Below are 14,145 nucleotides of genomic sequence, written 5' to 3'. Positions count from 1 at the left end.
TAAACTATGAAGTAGAAGGTTGCCTCTGCGGAGGAGAATTTCTATGGAGCAGCCCATTCACGAAATGGACGACAGGAGGAATTATTAATAATGGCTAAACAGCAAAAAATCCGTATTCGCCTTAAGGCATACGACCACAAAGCTCTCGATCAAAGCGCTGCTAAGATCGTAGACACTGCAAAAAGAAATGGCGCTATGGTTTCTGGTCCGATTCCATTGCCAACAGAAAAGAATATCTTCACAATTCTTCGTTCTGTACACGTAAACAAAGATTCTCGTGAACAATTCGAAATGCGTACACATAAACGCTTAATCGATATTCTTGAACCAAATTCGAAAACAGTAGATGCTATCACTCGTTTAGATTTACCAGCTGGTGTATCTATTGAAATAAAACTATAAGGAGGTGCGATAATGTCTAAAGCTATTTTGGGTAAAAAATTGGGAATGACACAAGTCTTCACAGCTGAAGGCCAATTAGTTCCTGTAACAGTAGTGGAAACTACCCCAAGCGTTGTAGTGCGCGTTAAGACTGTTGAAACAGACGGCTACGAAGCAGTACAAATTGGTTACGGTTCCATTAAAGAAAAACATTTAACAAAACCTGTAAAAGGTCAGTTCGACAAAGCTGGCGTAGCTCCAGTGAAATATCTTCGCGAAGTTCGCGTTGCAAATGCAGCTGACTACACAGTAGGCCAAACTCTGGCAGCTGATATCTTCGCAGAAGGTGAATTAGTGGACGTAGTGGGTACAGGTAAAGGTAAGGGTTTTGCTGGCACAATTAAACGCCATAACTTCTCCCGTGGTCCTGAAACTCATGGTTCTAAATCTCACCGTGAACCTGGTTCCATCGGTCCTATGATCTCCGGTGGTGGCGGTAAGGTATACAAAGGTAAAAAACTCCCTGGACAAATGGGTGGTTACAGAGTTACCGTACAACGCTTATCTGTTGTGAAAGTTGATGCTGAACGTAACCTTTTATTGGTTAAAGGCGGTATCCCAGGCGCTAAAGGCAGCTTGGTTATGGTTCGCAACACGGTTAAACCTGTTAAATAATCATTTGTCGAAAGGAGGATTATGTAATGCCTACAGTAGCAACATATAATCAATCCGGCGTTAAAGTCGGTGAAATACAGTTAAACGATGCAGTATTCGGCGTTGAAGTTAACGAAGCCGTAATGCATCAAGCCGTAGTTCGTCAATTGTCTAACGAACGTCTCGGCACACATGCAACAAAAACTAGAGGTATGGTTCGTGGCGGTGGCCGCAAACCTTGGAAACAAAAAGGTACTGGCCGTGCACGTGCAGGCTCCAGCCGTTCCCCAATCTGGATCGGTGGCGGTACTACATTTGGTCCACAACCTCGCAGCTATTACAAAGCTATGCCTCGTAAGGCTAGACGTTTAGCAGTTAAATCTGCTCTTAGCGATAAAGTGAATAATAGCGAATTATACGTTTTGGAAGAAATCACATTAGCAGCTCCTAAAACTAAAGAAGTGTTGAACATTATCAATAGCTTCAACGTTGGTGATGCAAAAGTATTGTTCATCACTGAAGGTGATGTAAATGTTGAACGTTCCGCTCGCAACATTCAAGGTGTTAAAGCTTTGGCTTGCGAAGGTATGAACATTTTCGATCTTCTTCATTACGATAAGCTCTTCATTACTAAAGGCGCTGTCGCAAAAATCGAGGAGGTACTTGGATAATGCAATTACATGATGTACTAATCCGCCCGGTTATTACCGAAAAATCCACTATGCTTATGGAAGAAGGCAAATACACTTTCCGTGTGCCTTTAACTGCAAATAAAGTGCAAATCCGTCAAGCAGTTGAAAAAATCTTCAATGTAAAAGTAGAAAAAGTAGCTACTATTCGCGTTTTAGGCAAAACTAAACGCATGGGTCGTACACAAGGTAAACGTAGCGATTACAAAAAAGCTATCGTTACTTTGAAAGCTGGCGAATCCATTGAATTCTTTGAAGGTGTCTAAGAGTCTAGTTGTAAGGAGGCCCACTAATGGCAATTAAATCATTTAAACCGTACTCCGCTGGTCGCCGGTTTATGACAGTATCCGCCTTCGACGAAATCACAGCAAGCAAACCGGAAAAATCCTTGCTCGCTAAGGTTTCTCAAAAAGGTGGTCGTAACAATACTGGTAAAATGACAGTTCGTCACCAAGGTGGCGGTCATAAACGTCAATACCGTATTATTGACTTCAAACGTACTAAAGATAATATTCCAGCTAAAGTAGCAACAATCGAGTATGATCCTAACCGTTCTTCTCGTATCGCTTTGCTTAACTATGCTGATGGTGAAAAACGCTACATTTTAGCTCCTAACGGCTTAAAAGTTGGTGACGTTGTTTTCTCCGGTCCTGAATCCGATATTAAACCTGGTAACTGCTTACCATTGATTAATATCCCTGACGGTACACAAATCCACAATATCGAATTAAAAATCGGTAAAGGTGGCCAAATCGTTCGTTCCGCTGGTACATCCGCTCAATTGATGGGTAAAGATAATGGCTATGCTATTCTTCGTTTACCATCTGGCGAAATGCGTCGCGTACGTCAAGAATGCCGTGCAACAGTTGGTGGTGTTGGTAACACTGACCACAGCAACCAAGTAATTGGTAAAGCTGGTCGTCATCGTTGGATGGGCGTTCGTCCTGGCACTCGTGGTGTTGTAATGAACCCTTGTGACCATCCACATGGTGGTGGTGAAGGTAAATCTCCTGTTGGTCGTAAACATCCTGTTACACCTTGGGGCAAACCAGCACATGGTGTTAAAACTCGCGACAAGAAAAAAGCTTCTAACAGCTTAATCATTAAACGTCGTACAAAATAGGATAAAGGAAAGGAGATAAAATAGTGTCCAGATCTATTAAAAAAGGCCCTTTCGTAGCAGATCATTTGCTTAAGAAAGTTGAAGCTTTAAACGAAACTAACGAAAAGAAAGTTGTAAAAACCTGGTCCCGTGCCTCTACTATTATCCCAAGTTTTGTAGGCCACACAATTGCTGTGCATGATGGTCGCAAACACGTACCTGTATTCATTACAGAAGATATGGTAGGTCATAAATTAGGTGAGTTCGCTCCTACACGTACTTATAAAGGTCATGGTAAGGACGAAAAATCTACAGGCAGAAAATAGGAGGAATTAATACATGGAAGCAAAAGCAATCGCTAGACATATCCGAATCGCGCCTCGTAAAATCCGTATCGTAGCTGATTTAGTGCGCGGTAAAAACATCGGCGAAGCATTTGCCATCTTGAAGTTCACTCCGAAAGTTGGCGCTGATGTAGTAGAAAAAGTTATGCGTTCTGCAATCGCAAACGCTGAACATAATTTCGATATGAATGTTGACAATCTTTACGTATCCGAGATCTTCGTTGATCAAGGCCCTACATTAAAACGCATTCATCCTCGTTCCCGTGGTCAAGCTTTCAAAATTTTGAAACGCACTAGCCACGTAACAGTAGTAGTTAAAGAAAGAGCTTAAGAAGGAGGGAAACAGAGTGGGTCAAAAAGTTAATCCACACGGTTTGCGTGTCGGTATCGTAAAAGATTGGGACGCAAAATGGTATGCAGATAAAGATTTCGCTGCTAATCTTCATGAAGACGTAAAAATTCGTAACTTCTTGAAAGAAACCCTTTTCATTGCTGGTATTTCCCGCATTGAAATCGAGCGTACAAATAAACGTATTAAATTGACTATCCACACTGCAAAACCAGGTATGGTTATCGGTCGTGGTGGTGCTGGTATCGAAGATATCAAAAAAGCAATGACTCGTTTCACTGACAAACAAGTGGACGTTAACATCGCAGAAATTAAACAAGCAGACATGGATGCAACTTTAGTTGCTGAAAACATTGCTGGCCAATTGGAACGCCGTATCGGTTTCCGTCGTGCAATGAAACAAGCTGTTGGTCGTACAATGCGCTTAGGTGCAAAAGGTATCAAAATCATGGTAAGCGGTCGTCTTGGCGGCGCTGAAATCGCTCGTAGCGAATCCTACCGTGAAGGTTCTATTCCTTTGCATACACTTCGTGCAGACATCGACTACGGCACTGCTGAAGCTCATACAACATATGGTTGTATCGGCATTAAAGTATGGATTTACAAAGGTGAAGTTTTGCCAGAAGCAAAACAACCTGCTAAGAAGGAAGAAGGTGGCAAGTAATGCTTATTCCAAAGCGCGTAAAACATCGTAAGCAATTCCGCGGCCGTATGAAAGGTCGTGCTATGCGCGGTAATACAGTGTCTCATGGTGAGTTCGGCTTGGTAGCATGCGAACCATCTTGGATCACTAACCGTCAAATCGAAGCTGCCCGTATTGCTATGACTCGTTATATCAAACGTGGTGGTAAAGTATGGATTAAAATTTTCCCTGACAAACCAATTACAGCTAAACCAGCTGGTACTCGTATGGGTTCCGGTAAAGGTTCTCCTGAATACTGGGTAGCAGTAGTTAAACCAGGTCGTGTAATGTTTGAAATGGACGGTGTGCCAGAAGCTACAGCTCGTGAAGCTATGCGTCTTGCAAGCCATAAACTTCCAATCAAATGCAAATTTGTTGTTAAGGGTAAAGAATTGGGTGGTGACGTAAATGAAGGTTAATGACATTCGCAATATGAGCGCTGCCGAAATGGAACAAAAAGTTTCCGGTCTTAAGGAAGAGTTATTTAACCTCCGTTTTCAGCTTGCAACAGGTCAATTAGAAAATCCTATGCGCATTCGTGAAGTTAAGAAGACAATCGCTCGTATTAAAACTGTACAACGTGAAGTTGAACTTAAATCTGAAAACGCATAATAACAGATTTGTTAAAGGTTGAAAAGGAGGCTTAAAATCGTGGCAGAAGAAAGAAACGTACGTAAAGTCCGCGTAGGTAAAGTTGTAAGCGACAAAATGAATAAAACTGTTGTTGTTGCTGTAGAACGTAAAGTACCTCACGCATTATATAACAAGCCAATGGTTAGCACAAAACGCTTCAAAGCTCATGATGAAAATAATGAGTGCCAAGTTGGCGATACAGTTAAAATTGTAGAAACTCGTCCACTTTCTAAAGATAAATGTTGGAGAGTTGTTGAAATTCTTGAAAGACTAAAATAAGAGTGATGTAAGGAGGAATAGACGATGATCCAGCAACAAACAATTTTGAATGTTGCCGACAACACTGGTGCAAAACGTATTATGTGCATCCAAGTCATGGGCGGTTCTTATCGCAAATTCGGCAATATCGGTGACGTAATCGTTGCTTCTGTAAAAGATGCATCACCCGGTGGCGTTGTCAAGAAAGGCGACGTAGTCAAAGCTGTTATTGTTCGTTCTAAAAAAGGTATCCGCCGTCAAGACGGTTCCTATATCCGTTTCGATGAAAACGCAGCAGTAGTTATTAAAGATGACAAGACCCCTCGTGGTACTCGTATCTTTGGACCTGTAGCTAGAGAACTTCGTGAAAAAGACTTCATGAAAATTGTTTCTTTGGCTCCAGAAGTATTATAAGAAGGAGGAACGCAGCATATGGCTAAACTACAAATCAAAAAAGGCGATACAGTTGTTGTTATCTCCGGTAAAGATAAAGGTAAGCAAGGTACAGTTATCGCAACTGAACCTAAAAAAGAACGCGTATTTGTTGAAGGCGTAAACACTGTAAAACGTCATACAAAACCTTCCCAAGCTAACCCACAAGGCGGCATCGTTACTAAAGAAGCTGGTATCCATGTTTCTAACGTAATGGTTGTTGACCCAGAAACTAAAACAGCTACTCGTATCAAAAAAGTTGAAGGCAAAGACGGTAAATTCGTTCGCGCTACAGTTAAATCTGGTACAGTACTTAAATAATCAGGAAAGGAGGAGCTAAATAAATGTCTCGTTTATTTGAACAATACAACTCTGAAATTAAAAAGAGTTTGCAAGAAAAATTCCAATACGGCAACGTTATGGAAATCCCTAAATTGGAAAAAATCGTTATCAACATCGGCGTTGGTGATGCAGTAGGCAATGCAAAAGCATTGGAAGCAGCAGTTAAAGATTTGACTATCATTGCTGGTCAAAAACCTGTAATCACAAAAGCTAAAAAATCCATTGCGAACTTTAAAGTTCGTGAAGGCATGGCGTTGGGTACAAAAGTTACTCTTCGTGGCGAACGCATGTATGAATTCCTTGATAGATTGATCAATGCGGCATTACCTCGTGTACGTGACTTCCGCGGTATCAGCGCTACTGCATTCGATGGCCGTGGTAACTACGCTTTGGGTCTTAAAGAACAGCTCATCTTCCCTGAAATCGAATATGATCAGGTAGAACGTGTTACAGGTATGGATATCATTATCGTAACAAGTGCTAATACAGATGAAGAAGCTCGTGAATTGTTGACTCAATTCGGTATGCCTTTTGAAAAATAATAGGAGGAACATATAGATGGCTAAAAAATCTATGATTGAACGCGAAAAGAAACGCGCTAAAATCGTTGAAAAATATGCAGCTAAACGTGAAGCGTTAAAAGCAGCAGGTGATTATGAAGGCTTGTCCAAATTACCAGCAAATGCATCCCCAACACGCTTGCACAACCGTTGCAACTTAACTGGTCGTCCTCACGGCTATATGCGTAAATTCGGTATCAGCCGTATTGCGTTCCGTGAATTGGCGTACAAAGGACAAATTCCTGGTGTTAAAAAAGCCAGCTGGTAATATTAGACGAGAGGAGGTTTTTAGATTATGGTAATGACCGATCCTATCGCGGATATGCTTACGCGCATCCGTAATGCAAACGCTGCACTTCATGAAACGGTAAACATTCCTGCATCTAGAATGAAAGCAGCAGTTCTTGACATCCTTTTACAAGAAGGTTTCGTTAAGAGCGTTGAAAAAGAAGAAAATACTTTAAAAGTAACATTGAAATATGGTTCCAATAACGAAAAAGTTATTACAGGAATTAAACGTATTTCCAAACCTGGTTTACGTGTTTACGCGAAAAAGGAAGAACTTCCTCGTGTACTTGGTGGTTTGGGTATCGCAGTTATTTCTACATCCAAAGGCGTTATGAGCGACAAACAAGCTCGTAAAGAAGGTCTTGGTGGCGAAGTAATCGCATACGTTTGGTAATAGTAGCAATAGGAGGTAGAAATAATGTCACGTATCGGTAGAATGCCTATCGAGATCCCTGCAGGCGTTACTGTTACATATGATAACCATCATATGAACGTAAAAGGTCCTAAAGGTGAATTATCTCGCGATTTGCATCCAGATATGATTATCACTGTAGAAGGTAACACAATTACAGTAGCTCGTCCTTCCGAGGATAAAGCTCATCGTTCCCTTCACGGTTTGACTCGCGCTCTTGTTGCTAATATGGTAACAGGCGTATCTGAAGGATTCACAAAAACTCTTGAAATCAACGGTGTTGGTTACAGAGCGGCTAAACAAGGCAATAAATTAGCTCTTACACTTGGCTTCTCTCATCCAGTAGAAATGGAAGCTCCAGCTGGTATTACAATTGACGTTCCAGCTCCTAACAAAATCATTGTGTCTGGTGCAGACAAAGAAGTTGTAGGCGCAGTAGCAGCTGATATCCGTAAATGGAGAAAACCAGAACCTTACAAAGGTAAAGGTATCCGCTATGAAGGCGAAGTTGTTCGTCGTAAAGCTGGTAAAGCTGGTGCAAAAGGTAAATAGTAATATCATCTATATGAATGAAAGGAGTGAATATCTTGCCTCGTAAATCTAGTAGAAACATCGCTCGAGCAAAACGTCATCTTCGTATTCGCCGTCACATCTCTGGTACGGCAACTTGCCCACGTTTGAACGTATTCCGTTCTTTAGGCAACATCTATGCTCAAGTTATCGATGACGTAGCAGGTACAACTTTGGTTGCTGCTAGCTCTTTAGATAAAGATTTGAACTTATCCTATGGTGGTAACGTAGCTGCTGCAAAAGCTGTTGGTGAAGCAGTTGCTAAAAAAGCTATCGCTAAAGGTATTGACACAGTAGTGTTTGACCGTGGTGGTTACATTTACCACGGCCGCGTAGCAGCCCTTGCAGAAGGTGCTCGTGAAGCAGGCTTAAAATTCTAAGAAGGAGGAACTATAGACATGGCGAGAATTGACTACACCAGTCTTGATCTTAAAGAAAGAGTAGTATTCATCAACCGCGTAGCCAAAGTAGTTAAAGGCGGTCGTCGTTTTTCCTTCAGCGCTCTTGTAGTTGTTGGTGATGGCAACGGTTATGTAGGCGTTGGCTTAGGTAAAGCAGCGGAAGTACCAGAAGCAATTCGCAAAGGTATCGATGATGCTAAGAAAAATATTGTAAACGTAGCTATTAAAAATGGTACAATCCCTCACAGCGTAACAGGCGTATTCGGCGCAGGCCGCGTATTCTTGAAACCAGCTGCTGAAGGTACTGGCGTTATTGCTGGTGGCCCTGTTCGTGCCGTATTGGAATTAGTAGGTGTTCGTAACATCTTGACTAAATCCTTGGGTTCTTCTAACCCTAACAATATGGTTCGTGCTACAATTGAAGGTTTGAAAGATTTGAAACGCGCTAGCGAAGTTGCTGAACTTCGTGGTAAAACCGTTGAAGAAATCTATAACGCGTAATAAGGAGACAAGAAATGGCACAAGTTAAAGTAACATTAACAAGAAGCTTAATCGGTCGTCCTGAAGATCAACGCGCGACAGTTAAAGCTTTGGGCTTGAAAAAAACTAATTCTCAAGTTGTAAAAGAAGTAACACCTCAAATCGAAGGTATGCTTCACAAAGTTAGACATTTAGTTAAAGTTGAAGAAGTTTAATACTGATAAGGAGGTGCACTGAATGAAACTTCATGAATTACAACCAGCAGCTGGTTCCAAAAAAGCTCGTACTCGTGTAGGCCGTGGTTTAGGTTCTGGCTTGGGTAAAACATCTGGTCGTGGTCAAAAAGGTCAAAACTCCCGTTCTGGCGGTGGCGTTCGCTCCGGTTTTGAAGGCGGCCAAATGCCTCTTTATCGTCGTTTACCAAAACGCGGTTTCAACAACAGCGTTTTTGCTAAACAATATGCTGAAGTTAACGTAGAACAATTGAACCGTTTTGAAGACGGTGCAACAGTTGATCCAGTAGCTCTTATTGAAGCTGGCATTTTGAAAAATGTACGCGATGGTATTCGTATTTTAGGTAACGGTACATTGGAAACTAAAAACTTGACTGTTATCGCTAATGGCTTCACTAAATCTGCTGAAGAAAAAATCACAGCAGCAGGCGGAAAAGTAGAGGTGATCTAGGGTGCTAGATAGCCTCTCGAACATCTTTAAGATTACCGAGTTACGTAACAAGATTTTGTACACGTTGATGATGTTTGCCGTATTTAGAGCCGGCATTCACATTCCAGTACCAGGTGTAGATGCATCTGTCATTGAATCTTTGTTTACATCCGGTAACCTATTCGGTCTATTAGACTTGTTTGCTGGTGGTGCGCTTAGTAAGTTCTCTATCTTTGCAATGAGTATTACCCCTTACATCAATGCTTCCATCATCATGCAACTGCTTCAGTCTGTAGTTCCACAGTTTGAAGCATGGAGTAAAGATGGTGAGGATGGGCGTAAGAAAATAGCGAAGGTAACTCGTTATGGCACCGTAGTCCTTGGCTTTGTACAAGCCGCAGGCATGGCATTTGCTCTTAGAGCAAACAACGCTTTGGTAAATAATGATTTCCTTAGTGTATTTGTTGTGGCCATCATTCTTACAGCAGGCACATGCTTGTTGATGTGGATTGGTGAGCAAATCACAGCATATGGTATAGGTAATGGTATTTCCTTGATCATCTTTGCTGGTATCGTAGCTCGATTACCAGATGGTCTAGAAACAATTTATCAATATATCCAAAACGGAACAATTAACATGTTCCAAGCATTCTTATTTGCTGTAATTGCACTTGCGATGATTGCTGTCGTAGTCGCAGTTACACAAGGCCAACGTCGCATTCCTATCCAATACGCAAAACGCGTAGTAGGGCGTAAAATGTACGGTGGTCACTCTACATTCTTGCCGTTGAAAGTCAATCAGGCAGGTGTAATCCCAATTATCTTTGCGTCATCTGTGTTGATGTTCCCTGTGACGATTGCGCAATTTATTGACAATGAATTTGTTCATAAAGTTGCGGATCTATTTACATGGGGTACGCCGTTACAAACGGCATTGTATGCATTATTGATCTTTATCTTTACGTATTTCTATACTGCAATCTCTATCAACATTACAGATATGGCAGATAATATGAAAAAATACGGTGGTTTTATCCCAGGCATTCGTGCGGGTAAACCAACTGCTGATTATGTGGATAACGTGATGACCAGAATCACTTTGGCTGGCGCTGTATTCTTAGCTGTCGTTGCTATTATACCGAATTTCCTCGGTAGCATTACCGGCGTCCAAGGCGTATACTTTGGTGGTACGGCTCTTCTCATCGTTGTAGGTGTAGCACTTGATACAATGCAACAAATCGAGTCGCTCATGGTAACACGCCACTATAAAGGCTTTGTGAAATAGGAGGGAAACAATATGTATATTCTATTAATGGGACCTCCTGGTGCTGGTAAAGGCACTCAGGCAGCTCGACTTATTGAAAAATACGGTATTCCCCAAATTTCAACAGGTGATATGTTCCGCGCTGCGATTAAGAACGAAACACCTCTTGGAGTTGAGGCTAAGAAATACATCGATGCTGGTCAATTGGTACCAGACAGTGTAACTGTTGGTATCGTACGTGATCGCTTGGTGAAAGATGACTGCAAATCTGGATTTATTCTTGACGGTTTCCCAAGAACTACAGCACAAGCTGTATCCTTGGATGCAATCCTTAAAGAATTAGGAATTTCTTTGGACGCTGTACTTAACTTAAACGTTCCTACTGAGGAATTGGTTAAACGTATTAGCGAACGAGCTGTTCTAGAAAATCGTGCTGATGATAACCCTGAAACAGTACAGAAACGTCTAGCTGTGTACGACGAATCAACTAAACCATTAATCGACTACTATCGCAACAGCGGATTGTATGAAGAAATCAATGGTTTACAAGATGTAGACGCAGTATTTGCTGACATCATTAAGGCGTTGGAGAAATAATCTATGATTATTTTGAAATCGCCCCATGAGATTGAATGTATCCGCAAGGCAAGTAAGCTTACAGCAGACACGTTGTCCTTGTTAGTAGAAAAGGCTAAACCTGGCATCACGACGCTTGAGTTAGATACAATTGCCGAAGAATATATTCGCAGCCACGGTGGTATACCAAGTTGTAAAGGGTACTATGGATTCCCTGCAACAATCTGTGCTTCTGTCAATGAAGAAGTCGTTCATGGTATTCCGAGCGCTAAGCGCAAGCTTAAAAACGGCGATATCCTCAGTATTGATCTTGTATCATCTATTGATGGATATCACGGCGATTCGGCTGTGACGGTTCCTATCGGTCACGTCAAACCTGATGTGATGAAATTGTTAAAAGTTACAGAAGAAAGTCTGTTCAAGGGAATTGAACAAGTGAAAGTTGGTAACCGAATTGGTGCCATCGGCCACGCTGTTCAAACGTATTGTGAGAAACATGGTTACGGTGTCGTTCGCGACTTCGTAGGTCATGGTTTAGGCCGCGAAATGCATGAAGATCCGCAAATACCAAACTATGGTAGTCCTGAACAAGGACCTATTATGAAACCAGGTATGGTATTGTGTATCGAACCGATGATTACTCTAGGGACGCATCGTGTTCGTGTATTAGGGGATGACTGGACAGCAGTTACCACAGATGGTAAACCTGCTGCTCATTTCGAACATACAGTGGTTGTTACAGAAAACGGCCCTGAAATATTAACTATGCGGGAAGAACCGCGGTTAATTAAATAAAACAGGTAACCGGAGGAAAAGATATGTCAAAAGAAGACGTTATTGAGGTGGAAGGTACGGTAGTTGAGGCATTACCGAATGCCATGTTCCAAGTAGAATTGGAAAATGGTCATATCGTATTGGCTCATGTGTCAGGTAAAATGCGTATGAATTTTATCCGTATTCTTCCTGGTGATAAAGTTACTATGGAACTGACACCGTATGACTTAAATCGTGGTCGCATCACCTATCGCTTTAAATAAGCATAGGGTCCACAAAGGAGGTACTAATGAAGGTTCAACCATCAGTTAAAAAGATATGCGAAAAATGTAAAATCATTAAACGCAAAGGCCGTGTAATGGTTATTTGCGAAAATCCAAAACATAAACAAAAACAAGGATAATCTGATAGGAGGTGGATGATTAGATGGCACGTATCGCCGGTGTAGACTTACCTCGTGATAAACGAGTGGAAATTGGTTTAACTTATATTTATGGTATTGGTCCAACTTTGGCAGCTGAAATTATTGCTAAAACTGGCATCAATCCAGACACACGCGTTCGCGATCTTTCCGAAGATGAAGTCGTGAAAATCCGTGAATTGTTAGATGCTGAATACAAAGTAGAAGGTGACCTTCGTCGTGAAGAAGCACTTAACATTAAACGCTTAATTGAAATCAACTCCTATCGAGGCAAACGTCATCGTATGGGTTTACCACTTCGTGGTCAACGTACTAAAACGAATGCACGTACTCGCAAAGGTCCTAGAAAAGCAATTGCTGGTAAAAAGAAATAAGATAAAGGAGGGATAAAGCGTGGCTAAAAAAGTTGTTAGAACAAAAAGAAAAGAAAAGAAACATATTGAATCCGGTGCGGCTCATATTCGTTCTACATTCAATAACACTATCGTAACTTTGACAGATACAAACGGTAACGCGTTGTCTTGGGCTTCCGCTGGTGGCTTGGGCTTCCGTGGTTCCCGTAAATCCACTCCATTCGCTGCTCAAATGGCTGCTGAACAAGCTGCTAAAGCTGCAATGGAACATGGTCTTCGCACTGTTGAAGTATTCGTAAAAGGTCCTGGATCCGGCCGTGAAGCTGCAATCCGTGCTTTACAAGCTGCAGGTCTTGAAGTTACTTCCATTAAAGACGTAACTCCAATTCCTCACAATGGTTGTCGCCCTCCAAAACGCCGTCGTGTATAATTTATAGCGGCCGATTTGATACGGTGCTATAATTAAACTATGAACGTGTGTTGTATAGGAGGATGTTCCTGATGAGCGAAGAAAAGAAACTTAAAATCGAGAAAGTGGACATCGCCGACGGCGGTCGCTATGGTAAGTTCGTATGTGAACCATTGGACCGTGGTTATGGTATCACTCTTGGTAATAGCTTACGCAGAATTTTGCTTTCATCCTTGGATGGGGCAGCTATCACCTCTATCAAAATTGATGGAGTTCTTCATGAATTCTCTACTATTCCTGGTATTCGCGAAGATGTTACGGATATCATCCTTAACTTAAAGCAATTGTGCATCAAAGTTGAAGAAGATGCTCAATTACCTTTGGAAGTACACTTTGACTTCCAAAAGGACGGTGTATTGACAGCTGCTGATTTGGCTGAACAATTCCCACCAGAAGTAGAAGTATTGAATCCTGAACTCGTGATTGCGACAATGGATGAGACAGCTCATCTCGTAATGGATGTAGTAATCGAACGTGGCAAAGGTTACGTTCCTTCTACGAAGAATAAAAAAGATACAGATGTTATCGGTTGCATTCCAATCGATTCCATCTTCTCTCCAATTCTTCGTGCTAAATACGAAGTGAGTGATGTTCGTGTAGGCAATGAAATGGACTTTGACAAACTTACATTAGAAGTTTGGACTGATGGTTCCATTACCGCTGCTGATGCAGTGGCAAAATCTGCTGCCATTATGATTGGTTATTTAGGGAACTTCACTAAATTAGCGCACTCTGCAGACGTTGTAGATGTTAACACAGGTGAAGGCGGTATCGTTGTTGATCCAGTAGGTTCCGATAATGAAGAACCAGCTGTAGATGACGGCCCAGCAAAGATTTCCATCGATGAGTTGGAGCTCTCTGTTCGTGCGTATAACTGCTTGAAACGTGCTGGCATTAATACAATTGCAGACTTGCTAGACAAAACCATTGATGACTTAGGAAAAGTTCGCAATTTAGGCAAAAAATCCATCGATGAAATTGAGGAAAAACTCAACAATCATCCAGGTGGTTTTCAACTTAAACAAAAAGGCGAATAAGGAGGAAGACG

At 41.7% G+C, this 14,145-nt stretch carries 29 protein-coding genes; all 29 read left to right on the top strand.

Annotated features, from left to right (window positions below; all coding sequences use genetic code 11):
• Positions 1 to 90: 90 nt before the first annotated feature.
• On the top strand, positions 91 to 402 hold the full coding sequence (rpsJ, locus tag VEHSUH06_RS00660) for a 30S ribosomal protein S10 (protein WP_004695100.1): 312 nt from the start codon (positions 91 to 93) through the stop codon (positions 400 to 402).
• A 12-nt stretch (positions 403 to 414) separates the two neighbouring features.
• Positions 415 to 1,056 carry a 50S ribosomal protein L3 gene (gene rplC, locus VEHSUH06_RS00655; protein ID WP_004695102.1) on the top strand — a complete coding sequence of 214 codons (642 nt, stop codon included), beginning with the start codon at positions 415 to 417 and terminating at the stop codon, positions 1,054 to 1,056.
• Between the two features lie 26 nt (positions 1,057 to 1,082).
• Complete coding sequence (rplD, locus tag VEHSUH06_RS00650) at positions 1,083 to 1,706, top strand: 50S ribosomal protein L4 (protein ID WP_004695105.1); 624 nt, start codon at positions 1,083 to 1,085, stop codon at positions 1,704 to 1,706.
• Positions 1,706 to 1,990: a 50S ribosomal protein L23 gene (gene rplW, locus VEHSUH06_RS00645; protein ID WP_004695108.1), complete on the top strand. Its 285-nt coding sequence runs from the start codon at positions 1,706 to 1,708 to the stop codon at positions 1,988 to 1,990. Before rplD ends, rplW begins: the two co-directional genes overlap by 1 nt.
• Positions 1,991 to 2,016: 26 nt before the next feature.
• Entirely contained in the window at positions 2,017 to 2,847 is an 831-nt protein-coding gene (gene rplB / locus VEHSUH06_RS00640; RefSeq protein WP_105097399.1) for a 50S ribosomal protein L2, read from the top strand.
• 23 nt (positions 2,848 to 2,870) lie between these two features.
• Positions 2,871 to 3,152 (top strand): 30S ribosomal protein S19, encoded by a 282-nt coding sequence (rpsS, locus tag VEHSUH06_RS00635; protein ID WP_009351118.1) that lies wholly within the window; start codon positions 2,871 to 2,873, stop codon positions 3,150 to 3,152.
• 13 nt (positions 3,153 to 3,165) lie between these two features.
• A complete protein-coding gene (gene rplV, locus VEHSUH06_RS00630) occupies positions 3,166 to 3,501 on the top strand; it encodes a 50S ribosomal protein L22 (protein WP_004695112.1) in 336 nt (111 codons plus the stop codon).
• Positions 3,502 to 3,517: 16 nt separating this feature from the next.
• Positions 3,518 to 4,183 carry a 30S ribosomal protein S3 gene (rpsC, locus tag VEHSUH06_RS00625; RefSeq protein WP_009351281.1) on the top strand — a complete coding sequence of 222 codons (666 nt, stop codon included), beginning with the start codon at positions 3,518 to 3,520 and terminating at the stop codon, positions 4,181 to 4,183.
• On the top strand, positions 4,183 to 4,620 hold the full coding sequence (rplP, locus tag VEHSUH06_RS00620) for a 50S ribosomal protein L16 (RefSeq protein ID WP_004695114.1): 438 nt from the start codon (positions 4,183 to 4,185) through the stop codon (positions 4,618 to 4,620). Before rpsC ends, rplP begins: the two co-directional genes overlap by 1 nt.
• Positions 4,610 to 4,813 (top strand): 50S ribosomal protein L29, encoded by a 204-nt coding sequence (gene rpmC, locus VEHSUH06_RS00615; RefSeq protein WP_004695115.1) that lies wholly within the window; start codon positions 4,610 to 4,612, stop codon positions 4,811 to 4,813. The genes rplP and rpmC overlap by 11 nt, the downstream gene beginning before the upstream one ends.
• A gap of 39 nt (positions 4,814 to 4,852) precedes the next feature.
• Entirely contained in the window at positions 4,853 to 5,113 is a 261-nt protein-coding gene (gene rpsQ, locus VEHSUH06_RS00610; RefSeq protein WP_009351146.1) for a 30S ribosomal protein S17, read from the top strand.
• Positions 5,114 to 5,137: 24 nt separating this feature from the next.
• On the top strand, positions 5,138 to 5,506 hold the full coding sequence (gene rplN / locus VEHSUH06_RS00605; protein ID WP_004695117.1) for a 50S ribosomal protein L14: 369 nt from the start codon (positions 5,138 to 5,140) through the stop codon (positions 5,504 to 5,506).
• 18 nt (positions 5,507 to 5,524) lie between these two features.
• Positions 5,525 to 5,845 carry a 50S ribosomal protein L24 gene (rplX, locus tag VEHSUH06_RS00600; protein ID WP_004695118.1) on the top strand — a complete coding sequence of 107 codons (321 nt, stop codon included), beginning with the start codon at positions 5,525 to 5,527 and terminating at the stop codon, positions 5,843 to 5,845.
• Positions 5,846 to 5,868: 23 nt separating this feature from the next.
• Positions 5,869 to 6,408, top strand: coding sequence for a 50S ribosomal protein L5 (gene rplE / locus VEHSUH06_RS00595; protein WP_105097398.1), 540 nt, complete (start codon positions 5,869 to 5,871; stop codon positions 6,406 to 6,408).
• A 16-nt stretch (positions 6,409 to 6,424) separates the two neighbouring features.
• The gene (gene rpsN / locus VEHSUH06_RS00590) at positions 6,425 to 6,694 is read left to right on the top strand and encodes a 30S ribosomal protein S14 (protein WP_004695122.1); all 270 of its coding nucleotides are present in this window, start codon (positions 6,425 to 6,427) and stop codon (positions 6,692 to 6,694) included.
• Positions 6,695 to 6,721: 27 nt separating this feature from the next.
• The gene (gene rpsH, locus VEHSUH06_RS00585; RefSeq protein WP_009351061.1) at positions 6,722 to 7,108 is read left to right on the top strand and encodes a 30S ribosomal protein S8; all 387 of its coding nucleotides are present in this window, start codon (positions 6,722 to 6,724) and stop codon (positions 7,106 to 7,108) included.
• 24 nt (positions 7,109 to 7,132) lie between these two features.
• Complete coding sequence (gene rplF, locus VEHSUH06_RS00580; RefSeq protein ID WP_009351078.1) at positions 7,133 to 7,678, top strand: 50S ribosomal protein L6; 546 nt, start codon at positions 7,133 to 7,135, stop codon at positions 7,676 to 7,678.
• A 17-nt stretch (positions 7,679 to 7,695) separates the two neighbouring features.
• On the top strand, positions 7,696 to 8,076 hold the full coding sequence (gene rplR, locus VEHSUH06_RS00575; protein ID WP_050781715.1) for a 50S ribosomal protein L18: 381 nt from the start codon (positions 7,696 to 7,698) through the stop codon (positions 8,074 to 8,076).
• A gap of 18 nt (positions 8,077 to 8,094) precedes the next feature.
• Positions 8,095 to 8,598, top strand: a complete 504-nt coding sequence (gene rpsE, locus VEHSUH06_RS00570) for a 30S ribosomal protein S5 (protein WP_004695136.1) — start codon at positions 8,095 to 8,097, stop codon at positions 8,596 to 8,598.
• A 14-nt stretch (positions 8,599 to 8,612) separates the two neighbouring features.
• A complete protein-coding gene (rpmD, locus tag VEHSUH06_RS00565) occupies positions 8,613 to 8,792 on the top strand; it encodes a 50S ribosomal protein L30 (protein ID WP_004695138.1) in 180 nt (59 codons plus the stop codon).
• Between the two features lie 22 nt (positions 8,793 to 8,814).
• Positions 8,815 to 9,261: a 50S ribosomal protein L15 gene (gene rplO, locus VEHSUH06_RS00560; RefSeq protein WP_009351117.1), complete on the top strand. Its 447-nt coding sequence runs from the start codon at positions 8,815 to 8,817 to the stop codon at positions 9,259 to 9,261.
• 1 nt (position 9,262) lies between these two features.
• Positions 9,263 to 10,525: a preprotein translocase subunit SecY gene (gene secY, locus VEHSUH06_RS00555; protein WP_009351196.1), complete on the top strand. Its 1,263-nt coding sequence runs from the start codon at positions 9,263 to 9,265 to the stop codon at positions 10,523 to 10,525.
• 12 nt (positions 10,526 to 10,537) lie between these two features.
• Positions 10,538 to 11,101, top strand: coding sequence for an adenylate kinase (locus VEHSUH06_RS00550; protein ID WP_009351243.1), 564 nt, complete (start codon positions 10,538 to 10,540; stop codon positions 11,099 to 11,101).
• Positions 11,102 to 11,104: 3 nt separating this feature from the next.
• Positions 11,105 to 11,875, top strand: coding sequence for a type I methionyl aminopeptidase (map, locus tag VEHSUH06_RS00545; protein WP_009350994.1), 771 nt, complete (start codon positions 11,105 to 11,107; stop codon positions 11,873 to 11,875).
• Between the two features lie 23 nt (positions 11,876 to 11,898).
• On the top strand, positions 11,899 to 12,117 hold the full coding sequence (gene infA, locus VEHSUH06_RS00540; RefSeq protein ID WP_004695147.1) for a translation initiation factor IF-1: 219 nt from the start codon (positions 11,899 to 11,901) through the stop codon (positions 12,115 to 12,117).
• A 26-nt stretch (positions 12,118 to 12,143) separates the two neighbouring features.
• Positions 12,144 to 12,257 (top strand): 50S ribosomal protein L36, encoded by a 114-nt coding sequence (gene rpmJ, locus VEHSUH06_RS00535; protein ID WP_004695148.1) that lies wholly within the window; start codon positions 12,144 to 12,146, stop codon positions 12,255 to 12,257.
• Between the two features lie 23 nt (positions 12,258 to 12,280).
• A complete protein-coding gene (rpsM, locus tag VEHSUH06_RS00530) occupies positions 12,281 to 12,649 on the top strand; it encodes a 30S ribosomal protein S13 (protein WP_009351251.1) in 369 nt (122 codons plus the stop codon).
• A 19-nt stretch (positions 12,650 to 12,668) separates the two neighbouring features.
• Complete coding sequence (rpsK, locus tag VEHSUH06_RS00525; RefSeq protein WP_004695151.1) at positions 12,669 to 13,058, top strand: 30S ribosomal protein S11; 390 nt, start codon at positions 12,669 to 12,671, stop codon at positions 13,056 to 13,058.
• 71 nt (positions 13,059 to 13,129) lie between these two features.
• Positions 13,130 to 14,134 (top strand): DNA-directed RNA polymerase subunit alpha, encoded by a 1,005-nt coding sequence (locus tag VEHSUH06_RS00520; RefSeq protein ID WP_009350978.1) that lies wholly within the window; start codon positions 13,130 to 13,132, stop codon positions 14,132 to 14,134.
• Positions 14,135 to 14,145 lie beyond the last annotated feature (11 nt).

The organism is Veillonella sp. S13053-19, from assembly GCF_002959835.1.
GTDB lineage: Bacteria > Bacillota > Negativicutes > Veillonellales > Veillonellaceae > Veillonella > Veillonella rogosae.
Note: the sequence above shows the minus strand (reverse complement) of the source record. Positions and strands in the feature narration are given on the sequence as shown.

Excerpts from the sequence above, each read along its gene's own strand:
- rpsJ (WP_004695100.1), top strand. The coding sequence starts at position 91 with ATGGCTAAACAGCAAAAAATCCGTATTCGCCTTAAGGCATACGACCAC.
- rplC (WP_004695102.1), top strand. The coding sequence starts at position 415 with ATGTCTAAAGCTATTTTGGGTAAAAAATTGGGAATGACACAAGTCTTC.
- rplD (WP_004695105.1), top strand. The coding sequence starts at position 1,083 with ATGCCTACAGTAGCAACATATAATCAATCCGGCGTTAAAGTCGGTGAA.
- rplW (WP_004695108.1), top strand. The coding sequence starts at position 1,706 with ATGCAATTACATGATGTACTAATCCGCCCGGTTATTACCGAAAAATCC.
- rplB (WP_105097399.1), top strand. The coding sequence starts at position 2,017 with ATGGCAATTAAATCATTTAAACCGTACTCCGCTGGTCGCCGGTTTATG.
- rplV (WP_004695112.1), top strand. The coding sequence starts at position 3,166 with ATGGAAGCAAAAGCAATCGCTAGACATATCCGAATCGCGCCTCGTAAA.
- rplP (WP_004695114.1), top strand. The coding sequence starts at position 4,183 with ATGCTTATTCCAAAGCGCGTAAAACATCGTAAGCAATTCCGCGGCCGT.
- rpmC (WP_004695115.1), top strand. The coding sequence starts at position 4,610 with ATGAAGGTTAATGACATTCGCAATATGAGCGCTGCCGAAATGGAACAA.
- rplN (WP_004695117.1), top strand. The coding sequence starts at position 5,138 with ATGATCCAGCAACAAACAATTTTGAATGTTGCCGACAACACTGGTGCA.
- rplX (WP_004695118.1), top strand. The coding sequence starts at position 5,525 with ATGGCTAAACTACAAATCAAAAAAGGCGATACAGTTGTTGTTATCTCC.
- rplE (WP_105097398.1), top strand. The coding sequence starts at position 5,869 with ATGTCTCGTTTATTTGAACAATACAACTCTGAAATTAAAAAGAGTTTG.
- rpsN (WP_004695122.1), top strand. The coding sequence starts at position 6,425 with ATGGCTAAAAAATCTATGATTGAACGCGAAAAGAAACGCGCTAAAATC.
- rpsH (WP_009351061.1), top strand. The coding sequence starts at position 6,722 with ATGGTAATGACCGATCCTATCGCGGATATGCTTACGCGCATCCGTAAT.
- rplF (WP_009351078.1), top strand. The coding sequence starts at position 7,133 with ATGTCACGTATCGGTAGAATGCCTATCGAGATCCCTGCAGGCGTTACT.
- rplR (WP_050781715.1), top strand. The coding sequence starts at position 7,696 with ATGAAAGGAGTGAATATCTTGCCTCGTAAATCTAGTAGAAACATCGCT.
- rpsE (WP_004695136.1), top strand. The coding sequence starts at position 8,095 with ATGGCGAGAATTGACTACACCAGTCTTGATCTTAAAGAAAGAGTAGTA.
- rpmD (WP_004695138.1), top strand. The coding sequence starts at position 8,613 with ATGGCACAAGTTAAAGTAACATTAACAAGAAGCTTAATCGGTCGTCCT.
- rplO (WP_009351117.1), top strand. The coding sequence starts at position 8,815 with ATGAAACTTCATGAATTACAACCAGCAGCTGGTTCCAAAAAAGCTCGT.
- VEHSUH06_RS00550 (WP_009351243.1), top strand. The coding sequence starts at position 10,538 with ATGTATATTCTATTAATGGGACCTCCTGGTGCTGGTAAAGGCACTCAG.
- map (WP_009350994.1), top strand. The coding sequence starts at position 11,105 with ATGATTATTTTGAAATCGCCCCATGAGATTGAATGTATCCGCAAGGCA.
- infA (WP_004695147.1), top strand. The coding sequence starts at position 11,899 with ATGTCAAAAGAAGACGTTATTGAGGTGGAAGGTACGGTAGTTGAGGCA.
- rpmJ (WP_004695148.1), top strand. The coding sequence starts at position 12,144 with ATGAAGGTTCAACCATCAGTTAAAAAGATATGCGAAAAATGTAAAATC.
- rpsM (WP_009351251.1), top strand. The coding sequence starts at position 12,281 with ATGGCACGTATCGCCGGTGTAGACTTACCTCGTGATAAACGAGTGGAA.
- VEHSUH06_RS00520 (WP_009350978.1), top strand. The coding sequence starts at position 13,130 with ATGAGCGAAGAAAAGAAACTTAAAATCGAGAAAGTGGACATCGCCGAC.